This window comes from Campylobacter sp. TTU-622, from assembly GCF_016598965.1.
In the GTDB taxonomy this organism is placed as follows: Bacteria; Campylobacterota; Campylobacteria; order Campylobacterales; family Campylobacteraceae; genus Campylobacter_D.
This window is the reverse complement of sequence record NZ_JAENKR010000213.1, coordinates 1-529: the sequence shown is the minus strand read 5'-3', so window position 1 is coordinate 529 and position 529 is coordinate 1. Positions and strand designations below refer to the sequence as shown.

General features: G+C 18.7%; 1 pseudogene. It reads right to left on the bottom strand.

Going from position 1 to position 529, the window contains the following annotated elements:
* Nucleotides 1–462 (bottom strand): annotated as a pseudogene (locus JG677_RS08530) (M48 family metallopeptidase); the annotation flags it as partial.
* Nucleotides 463–529 lie beyond the last annotated feature (67 nt).

Below are 529 nucleotides of genomic sequence, written 5' to 3'. Positions count from 1 at the left end.
AAATAGCAAAGCATAAAGAATCAAAAAGCCAAAAATTACAAATAAAATTAAAGATTTTACACTATCTTTAATAAAAAGCATTAAAGTCATATTTGAAAAACCTTGTTTTTTATTTTTAACAAAATTTTCATATAAACTAAGTGGTAAATTTAATAAACTTGTTATAAGTAAAAAAAGAAGCAAAAATAAAGTATTTTCTAATATGGAATTAGAACTAATAATAAATTTTTTAAGATACAAAAGCCCAAATGTAAGCCAAAGTATATTAATAATTAATGTATAAAAATTAGAAAATATTTTAAATTTTTCATTTTCAATTGCTATATTTGCTGCATCTTTATAAGTCTCATCATCTAAAACCAAAGCTTTATTGAATTTTTGTTTTTCTAAAAATTGAATTTGTATATAAGAAACCAAAGAAAAAATTGCAGTATAAAAACATAAAATTGCAATTAAAACCATTTAATAACTCCTTAAGATCATAAATTCTATCTTAGTTTTACTTTTAAAAAGTTGATATAAAAAATAA